The 9578-nt window shown below is 45.5% G+C and carries 13 protein-coding genes and 1 tRNA gene; 8 read left to right on the top strand and 6 right to left on the bottom strand.

Going from position 1 to position 9578, the window contains the following annotated elements:
- Window positions 1–154: 154 nt before the first annotated feature.
- Both rpmI and rplT read left to right on the top strand, forming a co-directional pair.
- Window positions 155–352: a 50S ribosomal protein L35 gene (rpmI, locus tag QFZ48_RS27595; protein ID WP_079471802.1), complete on the top strand. Its 198-nt coding sequence runs from the start codon at window positions 155–157 to the stop codon at window positions 350–352.
- Window positions 353–400: 48 nt separating this feature from the next.
- Window positions 401–745, top strand: coding sequence for a 50S ribosomal protein L20 (gene rplT, locus QFZ48_RS27590; RefSeq protein ID WP_370913399.1), 345 nt, complete (start codon window positions 401–403; stop codon window positions 743–745).
- A gap of 3 nt (window positions 746–748) precedes the next feature.
- On the opposite strand, the gene ispE is transcribed toward rplT, so the two are convergent.
- From ispE to QFZ48_RS27570, 4 genes are all read right to left on the bottom strand, one after another.
- On the bottom strand, window positions 749–1558 hold the full coding sequence (gene ispE, locus QFZ48_RS27585) for a 4-(cytidine 5'-diphospho)-2-C-methyl-D-erythritol kinase (protein WP_429064719.1): 810 nt from the start codon (window positions 1556–1558) through the stop codon (window positions 749–751).
- Between the two features lie 68 nt (window positions 1559–1626).
- Entirely contained in the window at window positions 1627–2226 is a 600-nt protein-coding gene (locus QFZ48_RS27580; protein ID WP_079471804.1) for a bifunctional nuclease family protein, read from the bottom strand.
- A gap of 189 nt (window positions 2227–2415) precedes the next feature.
- A complete protein-coding gene (locus QFZ48_RS27575; protein ID WP_429047819.1) occupies window positions 2416–3387 on the bottom strand; it encodes an electron transfer flavoprotein subunit alpha/FixB family protein in 972 nt (323 codons plus the stop codon).
- 36 nt (window positions 3388–3423) lie between these two features.
- The gene (locus tag QFZ48_RS27570; protein WP_370913402.1) at window positions 3424–4164 is read right to left on the bottom strand and encodes an electron transfer flavoprotein subunit beta/FixA family protein; all 741 of its coding nucleotides are present in this window, start codon (window positions 4162–4164) and stop codon (window positions 3424–3426) included.
- A gap of 135 nt (window positions 4165–4299) precedes the next feature.
- Here QFZ48_RS27570 and QFZ48_RS27565 point away from each other — a divergent pair, with 135 nt between their 5' ends.
- Window positions 4300–4611, top strand: a complete 312-nt coding sequence (locus QFZ48_RS27565; RefSeq protein WP_429047822.1) for a hypothetical protein — start codon at window positions 4300–4302, stop codon at window positions 4609–4611.
- 24 nt (window positions 4612–4635) lie between these two features.
- Window positions 4636–5973, top strand: coding sequence for a tRNA lysidine(34) synthetase TilS (tilS, locus tag QFZ48_RS27560; RefSeq protein ID WP_429064717.1), 1338 nt, complete (start codon window positions 4636–4638; stop codon window positions 5971–5973).
- A gap of 45 nt (window positions 5974–6018) precedes the next feature.
- Here the strand turns inward: tilS and QFZ48_RS27555 are convergent, their stop codons facing one another.
- Together QFZ48_RS27555 and QFZ48_RS27550 are read right to left on the bottom strand one after the other, a co-directional pair.
- Window positions 6019–6639: a rhomboid family intramembrane serine protease gene (locus QFZ48_RS27555; protein WP_429047825.1), complete on the bottom strand. Its 621-nt coding sequence runs from the start codon at window positions 6637–6639 to the stop codon at window positions 6019–6021.
- Window positions 6640–6669: 30 nt separating this feature from the next.
- Entirely contained in the window at window positions 6670–7143 is a 474-nt protein-coding gene (locus tag QFZ48_RS27550) for a 23S rRNA (pseudouridine(1915)-N(3))-methyltransferase RlmH (RefSeq protein WP_079471812.1), read from the bottom strand.
- 125 nt (window positions 7144–7268) lie between these two features.
- Here QFZ48_RS27550 and QFZ48_RS27545 point away from each other — a divergent pair.
- The 4 genes from QFZ48_RS27545 to QFZ48_RS27530 all read left to right on the top strand — a co-directional run bounded on the left by QFZ48_RS27545 (window position 7269) and on the right by QFZ48_RS27530 (window position 9463).
- Window positions 7269–7342: transfer RNA gene (locus tag QFZ48_RS27545), tRNA-Arg, on the top strand.
- A gap of 328 nt (window positions 7343–7670) precedes the next feature.
- Window positions 7671–8495: a DUF6597 domain-containing transcriptional factor gene (locus QFZ48_RS27540; protein ID WP_429064715.1), complete on the top strand. Its 825-nt coding sequence runs from the start codon at window positions 7671–7673 to the stop codon at window positions 8493–8495.
- A gap of 76 nt (window positions 8496–8571) precedes the next feature.
- The gene (locus QFZ48_RS27535) at window positions 8572–9015 is read left to right on the top strand and encodes a DUF6223 family protein (RefSeq protein ID WP_429064714.1); all 444 of its coding nucleotides are present in this window, start codon (window positions 8572–8574) and stop codon (window positions 9013–9015) included.
- Between the two features lie 34 nt (window positions 9016–9049).
- Complete coding sequence (locus QFZ48_RS27530; protein ID WP_429047831.1) at window positions 9050–9463, top strand: VOC family protein; 414 nt, start codon at window positions 9050–9052, stop codon at window positions 9461–9463.
- Window positions 9464–9578 lie beyond the last annotated feature (115 nt).

The following is a 9578-nucleotide window of genomic DNA, read 5'->3' as shown; positions in this document are numbered from 1 at the left end:
GATGGGTTAGCGAAAAATTGATTGTCAATTGCTTAAAGGGGGTAAAAAAATATCAGAAAAGTTATCCACATTCGCGATGGGGGCTGAATTATTTAGAGGAGACTGTGCTTTATTAAATTATTTTCATACCTTTGCAGACCAAATTTGATGTAAGATGCCCAAAGTAAAGACACATTCCCGTGCCAAGAAAACGTTCAAGGTTGGTGGGAACGGACAGATTAAGCGGTTCATGGCCTTCAAAAGCCACTTACTGACCAAAAAATCTACGAAAAGAAAACGTAGCTTAAGAGGTAGTACACTGGTTCACGAAGCAAATCTTAACCTGGTTAAGAGAATGCTCGGAATGCGCTAGTATCTGTCAAAAGAATCGAATTTTATAACCTGAGAAAAAACAAAGCAAATGCCTCGTTCAGTTAATGCCGTAGCTTCAAGAGCCCGGAGAAAAAGGATCTTAAAGCAAGCCAAAGGCTTCTACGGTAAAAGAAAAAATGTGTACACCGTAGCGAAGAACGTTCTTGAAAAAGGACTCACTTATAGCTATGTTGGCCGTAAATTAAAGAAAAGAAACTATCGCCAGCTGTGGATCGCCCGTATCAACGCTGCTGTTAGAGCAGAAGGGTTGACCTATTCTGTGTTTATGAACAAATTAGCCGGCAAAAGCATCGACCTGAACAGAAAAGTTCTGGCTGATCTGGCTATGAATGAACCAGAAACATTTAAAGCACTGGTAGCTTCTGTAAAGTAAGACTTACCTGATAGTAAATACCCGGTAGCTGGCATCCCACAGGATGTCAGCTATTTTGTTTTTAGGATATATCCCGAATATCGCGGAACCGCTGCCACTCATCGACGCATAAAGCGCCCCGGACGAATACATTTGTTCCTTTATCCCCTCCAGCACCGGGTGTGCCTGGAATACCGGCGCCTCGAAATCGTTTGACACCATATCTTTCCATTCCTCCACCGGTAACTGGATCATTTCCCGCAGCGGGTGAACCGGCGCGCCGGGAACAAGCTGCCTAAATGCCCACCCCGTATTTACATGAATACCCGGATGCACCAGCAAAAACGAGTAGCCGGAGAGGTCTAGTGTCACCGGCTCCATGATTTCTCCACGCCCTGTGGCATAGCAAGGTTTATTGACAATAAAGAACGGGCAGTCACTCCCCAGTTGAGCCGCATAGTCAACCAGCGCAGCTTCCGGAAGTCCCAGCTGGTATTTCTGGTTCAGCAGTTGCAACATGAAGGCGGCATCTGCGGAACCTCCACCCAGGCCGGCGCCAATGGGTATATTTTTCAACAAATGAATGTTTACCGGCTGCAACTGCGGAAAGTCCGACTGCAATAACTGAAAAGCCCGTATACAAAGGTTATCGGCTGCATCACCAGGCACCGGGATACCCGTGCTCTCAAATTGAAGTTCAGTATGCGTAATTACCTCCAGCGCATCATTAACAGGCAGGGGATAGAAGATGGTTTCCAGGTTGTGGAAGCCATCGGGGCGTTTACCGGTAACATGTAAGCCCAGGTTTATTTTGCAGTTTGGAAATAGAATCATAGTTGCACGGCAAGTCAACAGCTACAGTTTTTACACCGCCGGCTGCAGGGAGTATATAAAATGAAAAGTTATTTGCTTTTGCGGCTGTTGATCTCATCGCGGATAGCGATGGCCCGGATGTAGTCTTCCTGTTCCAGTACTTCCTGTAACAAGGTAGTTAACTCCTCTACATTCAGTGCTTTCAAGTCATCTTCCACACCTTTCTCATGCTCCGAAATAGTGGGGGTAACCGGCTTATTGGTCTTTTTACCGGCAGGGTCGTCCAGCAGTATCCCTGCGCTGTTGAGGATATTCTCGAAAGTATAAATAGGGCATCCGAAGCGAACTGCGAGGGCCAGTGCATCCGATGTCCTGGAATCTATCTCTATGGTTTCGTCATTGTTAGAACAGATAAGCTTTGAGTAAAAGATGCCTTCCTGCAGATTACTGATGACCACCTCCTGTAATTCTACATTAAAGGCGTTCATAAAGTTTTTCATCAGGTCGTGTGTTAAAGGCCGGCTGGGTTGCATTTTTTCCAGAGCTACTGCAATCGCCTGCGCTTCAAAGCCACCAATCACAATAGGCAAACGGCGCAATCCGTTTACTTCTCCCAGTACCACGGCATATGAATGAGTCTGCGTAATGCTGTGCGATAAAGCAACTATTTCCAGTTCTATTTTTCTCATATCTGTCTTGCGTTGTCGCTGAATAGTTTGTAAGACCGTGAAGTTAGAAAAATATTCCTTATCTAAAAAAAATCTATAATGATAAATCTATGATATAAGAATTACGGTACAGGAATTACGAATGAAAAATCAACACGATCTTAAAAATTGAATACTTCATTCGTAATTCTTATACCGTAATCCGGTTGCTTAGCTCTGTTTCAGCTTGTTGACGGCTGCCGTAAGCTTAGGCACTATTTCAAATGCATCACCTATTATGCCATAATCTGCGGCTTTGAAAAAAGGAGCTTCCGGATCTTTGTTAATCACCACAATGACCTTACTGCCGTTTACGCCTGCCAGGTGCTGAATAGCCCCGGAAATGCCCACCGCGATATAAAGATTGGGGCGCACGGTTAAACCAGTCTGACCCACATGTTCATGGTGCGGGCGCCAGCCGGCGTCGGCTACCGGACGGGAACTTGCTGTTGCAGCCCCCAGTGCCTTTGCCAGGTCTTCCAGGATGCCCCAGTTTTCCGGACCCTTCATACCACGGCCGCCGCTTACAATTACTTCTGCCTCCGTTAAAGGCACTTCACCGCTCACCGTTTCAGTTTTAACCACCTTCACTTTAAAATCAGCATCGCTGATAGCCGGAGAAAAGGCTTCTACTGTAGCAGTAGCAGTGCTGGGGTTCACAGGGAAGGTATTGGGTATAATGGCAATCACCTTCTTATCAGATGTAATATTGATATGGGCAAATGCCTTACCGGAGAACACGTTTTTCTTTACCACAAATCCATTGGTAGTATCCGGATAGGAAATGGCGCCTGCCACCAGACCGGCTTTCAGCCGGGCAGATACCCTCGGCGCAATGGCTTTACCATCAAAGTTATGAGGGAAGACAAGCACCTTACTGCCTTCTTTTTCGGCTGCTTCGGCAATAGCTTTGGTATATACAATGCTTTCTACTTCATGTAAGCGGGCATCTGCTGCGTGTAGTACCTTTTGTGCGCCATAGTTGCCCAGTGCGGCCAGTTCAGCAGCATCAACAGGGCCCAGTACCAGTGCAGTAGCAGTAGTACCCAGCTGTTCAGCCACTTTAGCGCCATATTGTACGGCTTCCAGCGCCGCTTTCTTGATTTTACCCTGTGCCTGGTCGGCAAATATTAATATAGACATGAATAATTTGATTAGTAGTTGAGAGATAGTTTACCCTTAGATCACTTTTGCTTCTTCGTGCAGCAACTTCACCAGTTCTTCCACGTTATCAGGACTGATCAGTTTAACGCCGGCCTTTGCAGGAGGCAGTTCAAAGCTTACTACGGAAGTGAGGGCGTCTGCAGCAACAGGTTCCACCACAGTGAGGGGCTTGGTTCTGGCGGCCATAATACCGCGCATATTGGGGATCCGGGCTTCAGCCATTCCCTTCTGGCAGGAAACAACTACTGGCAGCGATACTTCGCACACTTCTTCTCCGCCTTCTATTTCCCTGTTAACGGTAGCCACGGTACCATTCAGGTCAAATTTAGCAGCAATGGATACATAGGGCAATTCCAGCAGCTCTGCCACCATACCGCCTATACCGGAGCCATTAAAGTCAATGGTTTCCTTCCCGGTAAAAATAATATCGTATTGTTTATCCTTTGCATGCGCAGCTATCTGCGACGCAATATAGTAACTGTCAGCACTATCCGCATTTATACGGAAAGCCTCGTCTCCGCCCAAAGCCAGTGCCTTGCGGATAACCGGATCACAATCTGCACCACCTACCGTAATAAGATGCACGTCAGCCCCTATGGTTTCTTTCAGCTCCAGCGCCCTTACCAATGCATACCATTCATCGTACGGATTAATAATAAACTGTACACCAGCCTCATTGAATTTCGTGTTATTGTCCGTGAAAGCTATTTTTGCAGTCGTGTCCGGAGTTTTGCTGATACATACTAAAATCTTCATGGCCTTAAACTGTTTTGTTTTAAAATGCGGTAATAGCAAATATATCTAAATAATATACGCCAACCGCAGGGAGGGAAGATGATTTTAATCAGTGTGAGAGATTGACATATTGTACAATTAAATAATAACAAACGAATGGACAGAATCGCGCAAATAAAGCAGTTCCTGGTAGCCACACCAAACGACAGCTTCCTGAAACATGCGTTGGCGCTGGAATACATTAAGCTCAACGACGATGTAACCGCCAGGCAGTTGTTTGAAGAACTGCTGGCCCATGAACCGGGCTATGTAGGTTCTTATTATCACCTGGGGAAGTTACTGGAACGTGCCGGTGATAATGCCGCCGCCATCAGCACCTATGAAAAAGGCATGGCTATGGCCAAAGCAGGTAATGAAAGACATGCATACAACGAATTACAGTCGGCCTACGAAGACCTGATATACTGATATTATTAATCCAACAAACAACGCATGCCTCAACATCTAATAACTGATTTCACTGCTTATATCTCCGGCCGGCAATTATTTGATCCTGCGCAAAAGGTGCTGCTGGCCGTAAGTGGCGGGGTGGACTCCATCGTAATGGCCTGGTTGTTTAAAAATGCCGGTTACCGCGCCGGTATTGCCCACTGCAACTTTCAGCTGCGGGGTGAGGAATCTGAGCGGGATGAAGCTTTTGTACGGAACATGGCAGCAACACTGGAACTGCCGCTGCACGTAGTAAAATTCGATACCAATGGTTATGTGGCCCAGCATCGTGTAACCATACAGGTAGCCGCTCGTGAACTGCGTTATCAATGGCTGGAAGAAGTACGCGCTGCGGAAGGATACGCATATATTGCCACCGCCCACCATATGCAGGACAGTGTGGAAACAGCATTGATGAATTTCGCCAAAGGTACCGGTATTGCCGGGCTGCATGGCATTCTGCCCAAACAGGAACGCCTGATCCGCCCGTTATTATTTACGGAGAAAGACCGGCTCATAGCGTATGCCGCCATGAATAATATTTCTTTTGTAGAAGATAGCTCCAATATAACTGACAAGTATACACGTAATTATTTCCGTCACCAGGTGATTCCGCGATTACAGGAAGCCTTTCCTGGTGTTGTGAAAAATATGTCGGCTACTATTGAACGGATCAGGGAAGCGGAGATCCTTTACCAGGAAGCATTGGCGAAGCACCGTAAACGCCTGCTGTTCCAGCAGGGGAACACCTGGATGGTGCCCGTATTGAAGCTGCAGAAAACGATCCCGCTGCAAACAATCGCCTGGGAGCTGTTCCGGACTTTTGGCTGTTCATCCGCACAAACGCAGCAGGTATTATCGTTGATGGAAAGTGAATCCGGCAGGTATGTGGATACGGCCAGTCACCGCATTGTGCGCAACCGTCAGTGGCTGCTTATTACCCCGCTGGCAACAGATGCGTCGCCGCTGGTAGTGATTGAACCCGGACAGCAGCATATTCATTTTGGAGGCGGACAATTACAGGTCCGTGAGCAGGAGCGGGGCAACGCCGGTATTCCTGCGTCGCCGGAAATAGCCTGGCTGGATGCGGCACAGGTTAGCTTCCCGTTGATCCTGAGAAAGTGGAAACAAGGCGACTACTTTTACCCGCTGGGCATGCCCAAAAAGAAAAAGGTAAGCCGTTTCCTGATTGATCAGAAATTATCAATGCCGCAAAAAGAAAATGTATGGGTGCTGGAATCAAACAAACGTATCGTGTGGCTGGTAGGTATGCGGGTGGATGACCGCGTGAAGATTACGCCCAAAACGAAAGCAGTACTTAGTATTACTTTTGCGAAATAAGAAATAGCCGGCGGAGTGGAATACCAACACAGCCGGCGGTTTCATTTATCGTCCGAATCTTGGATGCTTGAGCATCTCCAGGAAATAGGCGCCCAGTTCTGGATGGAAAATCAGTGGAAATACGATACCGAATAGCGCGCCCCACATATGTGCATCATGATTGATATTATCGCCGCCTTTTCTCGACATGTACGCTGACAAAGCGAGGAATAAAACGCCATAAATTACAGCAGGGATGGGGATGAAAAACAAAAAGATCGTATTCCACGGATCTATCATGATGGCTGAAAACACCACCGCAGAAATAGCTCCCGAAGCTCCCAGCGAAGAATAACTGGAGTTGTTACGGTGTTTTATGTAAGATGGGATATTTGCAACAATGATTCCCAATAGATAGTATAAAATATAAACCAGCTTGCTGTGAAAAAGCTGCATGAATAAATTTTCAATGGCAGGGCCAAAGAAAAATAATGTGAGCATATTGAAAATGAGATGCTGAAAATCGGCATGCACAAACCCTGAAGTAATGAAGCGATAATATTGTTTGTAACGCTTTACCATGTACGGTTGCAGGCTCATCTTGTCCAGCTGGTCATAGTTCTTAAGGGCAGTATAGGAAACAAGACAGGTAATAATGATAATAATCAAACTGATGGAAAGCGTCATATAACCGGTTTATTTAGGTGGTAAAGGTACTTATTGATGATGATACTTTTCTCTGTTTAAAACTGTATAAGCACGATACAGTTGTTCAGCAAAAATAAGACGCACCAGCTGATGCGGAAAAGTAAGCGGGGATAAAGACATTTTCAGTTGCGCCCTTTGCAACACGGCATCATCGATACCAAACGCACCGCCAATTAAAATGATCAGCTGACGTGTACCTGCATTGTTGCGTTGCTGCAGGAAGTCGGCAAACTGCACAGTGGTCATCATCTTTCCCTTCTCATCCAGCGCAAGCAGAAAATCGGTAGGCTGTAACATATCCAGGATAATTTTTGCTTCCTGTTTTTTCAATTCCGGCACCGATAAACTGGCAGCCTGCTTTACCGTAGGGATTAGTTTTACTTCAAAATCCACGTAATGCTGCAGTCTTTTCTGAAAAACAGCCATCCCATCCCTGATGTAGGGATCATGTTCTTTTCCTATGCTCCAGAGTTGAATTTTCACTTCGTTTAATAATTAAGCAATTGGTGTAAAAGTAAGTGTAAATCAGAAGATTGTAGAAATTTTTTTGATAACTATTTGGGATTTTCGAAAAATCTCCTACCTTTGGCATCCATTCATAAACACATGGCTCCGTAGCTCAATTGAATAGAGCATCTGACTACGGATCAGAAGGTTTCAGGTTTGAATCCTGACGGGGTCACAAGGCGGAATTCCTTACCTATAAGGGATTCCGCCTATTTCTTTTCTTGTATAGTGATTTTTCAGAACGCGTAACACTTCCGGTAACGTTAAAATTGCCAGTGAAACTTCTTCCCAATAACTGTTCCCGGTTCGAAATAACAAATCCGCATTTATCAGTAAAAACGAATTGATAGCTTTAAACAATTTACCTATGCAAAACAAATAATACCGCACTGATTTTGCTATGACGATGATGTTGATATTCCTGCTTATAAACGAGGCAGGAAAGTCCGTCGTCAAATCAAGTAAAATAAGTAATAAACATTGAGTCCAACACCGTATTACATATGAACTATTATACAATTCCGCCCCCGGTCAAACTTGCGGAATACATTCAGTTCTTTTGGGTACTGGAAGGTTCAGCTACAGCTGAAAAGCCATTCCATCACCGGGTGCTGGCCGAGAGTTCACCGGAATGGATATTTTATTGCAAAGGACAATTCGAGGCTTACGGGGTGGGCGACGACCGGCACAAAACTTCTTTCTCCTGTTTATCGGGACAGCTGCAGCATTTTAGAAAACTATATACTTTGAACGATTTCTGCTTGTTCGGTGTATACCTTTTTCCTTATGCAATCCCCGGTATTTTTGGTTTACCAGCCCATGTGCTGAGTGATCAAACAGTGGATACAGAAACACTGCTCGGAAGAGAAGGACAGTTGCTCGAGCAAAAAGTATTCGCGGCGTCTGATCACCGGCAACGTGCAACACTCATTTCTCAATTTATTTTGCAGCGGCTGGCGAAGAGCGCGGAAACAGCGAGTCCTGTTTTTACGTCGATAAGACAGATCCTGATATCTTCCACAGCCTTGTCTATTCCTGCATTGGCGGATGAGTGCTATTTGTCCCGCAGGCAGTTTGAAAGAAAATTTATTCATTATGCGGGGTACAGTCCTAAACAATTCCAACGGATTGCCCGTTTCAATGCAGTTATAAAAGGGTTTGAGAAACGGCCGGTATCGCTCACGGAAATGGCGTACAGTTGCGGATATTACGATCAGTCCCATTTTATCCACGACTTCCGGTTATTTTCAGGATATAATCCCAAAGCTTTTTTCACGCATCAGAAAGATGCGGCTGATTACCGGGCGTTTGAAGAATTCAATCCCTGACCCGGAGGCTGAAACATGTCGCGATTTTACAATTTTGTTGATTGCACCAACAGTAGCTTTGTAAAAAAAGAGCCTTATGAACTTACAGCGCAAGACCTTCATAAAAAAGCATATTCCATTCATTTTCTTTATTGGATTGTTTATTTTGACAACGGAAAAAGTATTTTCACAAACAACACCAGATGGAACTTCACCGGCTGTCAGCGGCATTACCACCGGGCGGGCCCAGGCCCTGGTTGGCGCGATCATCGCACTCATTAGTTTAATTATGGGATGGCGGGCTAAAGCCCGTTCCCGTTCAACCCATCTCACCGGAAACAGGCAGAATAAACCAACAGCAGCTATTATTGCGTTGTCGCTGGGAGCAATAGCCATTATCCTCAGTGTTGTACATCTCAGCACTTCTGCCGGTGCTGTTTTTGGTTCAGGCAGTGGAAAAGCCGGAGCCATTGTGGCACTTGTACTGGCACTGACGGGCGCTACTTTAAGCGGACTGGCGCTTCGTCCGAAAGGAAAGTGAAATAGCGTTTTTCATAAATCAAATACCGCATGCTATGGACAAGCACAATGAACTTGTAGCTTTTTATGGTGTTCGTTATATCGTAAAAGATGTAGCCGCCACTGTACCATTTTATAAAGAGCTACTCGGATTTACGGTCGACATGCAGGCTGCGCAGGGTTTTGCAAAGCTATCAAAAGGAAGCCTTCACTTGTACCTGAATGAGCCGGGGTTTGGAGGCGCCGGACAATCGATGCCTGATGGTACCGCGCCTGCACCGGGCGGATGGAACCGGATCCAACTGGAAGTAATTAACCTGGAGGCGTTCATTGAAACATTGAAAACAAAGGATGCACGTTTTCGCAATGAGCTGGTGACAGGCGCCGGGGGTAAACAAATTCTATTGCAGGATCCTTCAGGAAACCTGGTTGAATTATTTGAACCAAATGAACAGGCCAGGTCCCTTTAATCCCTGCTATCTGTTGATGGCAGACCTTTACAGCTACCTATACAAATCACGTATACCCGTTAACGGTAGTCTCAGAAAAATAGTTTTAATTTTTTTTGTTTAATTTAAAACAAAT

This window comes from Chitinophaga sp. W2I13 (genome assembly GCF_050434005.1).
Lineage (GTDB): Bacteria > Bacteroidota > Bacteroidia > Chitinophagales > Chitinophagaceae > Chitinophaga.
The sequence above is the reverse complement of the archived record's forward strand: the minus strand, read 5'-3'. Positions and strand labels throughout refer to the sequence as shown.

Excerpts from the sequence above, each read along its gene's own strand:
- QFZ48_RS27570 (WP_370913402.1), bottom strand. The coding sequence starts at position 4,164 with ATGAAGATTTTAGTATGTATCAGCAAAACTCCGGACACGACTGCAAAA.
- rplT (WP_370913399.1), top strand. The coding sequence starts at position 401 with ATGCCTCGTTCAGTTAATGCCGTAGCTTCAAGAGCCCGGAGAAAAAGG.
- tilS (WP_429064717.1), top strand. The coding sequence starts at position 4,636 with ATGCCTCAACATCTAATAACTGATTTCACTGCTTATATCTCCGGCCGG.
- QFZ48_RS27555 (WP_429047825.1), bottom strand. The coding sequence starts at position 6,639 with ATGACGCTTTCCATCAGTTTGATTATTATCATTATTACCTGTCTTGTT.
- QFZ48_RS27580 (WP_079471804.1), bottom strand. The coding sequence starts at position 2,226 with ATGAGAAAAATAGAACTGGAAATAGTTGCTTTATCGCACAGCATTACG.
- ispE (WP_429064719.1), bottom strand. The coding sequence starts at position 1,558 with ATGATTCTATTTCCAAACTGCAAAATAAACCTGGGCTTACATGTTACC.
- QFZ48_RS27565 (WP_429047822.1), top strand. The coding sequence starts at position 4,300 with ATGGACAGAATCGCGCAAATAAAGCAGTTCCTGGTAGCCACACCAAAC.
- QFZ48_RS27530 (WP_429047831.1), top strand. The coding sequence starts at position 9,050 with ATGGACAAGCACAATGAACTTGTAGCTTTTTATGGTGTTCGTTATATC.
- QFZ48_RS27535 (WP_429064714.1), top strand. The coding sequence starts at position 8,572 with ATGAACTTACAGCGCAAGACCTTCATAAAAAAGCATATTCCATTCATT.
- QFZ48_RS27575 (WP_429047819.1), bottom strand. The coding sequence starts at position 3,387 with ATGTCTATATTAATATTTGCCGACCAGGCACAGGGTAAAATCAAGAAA.
- QFZ48_RS27540 (WP_429064715.1), top strand. The coding sequence starts at position 7,671 with ATGAACTATTATACAATTCCGCCCCCGGTCAAACTTGCGGAATACATT.
- rpmI (WP_079471802.1), top strand. The coding sequence starts at position 155 with ATGCCCAAAGTAAAGACACATTCCCGTGCCAAGAAAACGTTCAAGGTT.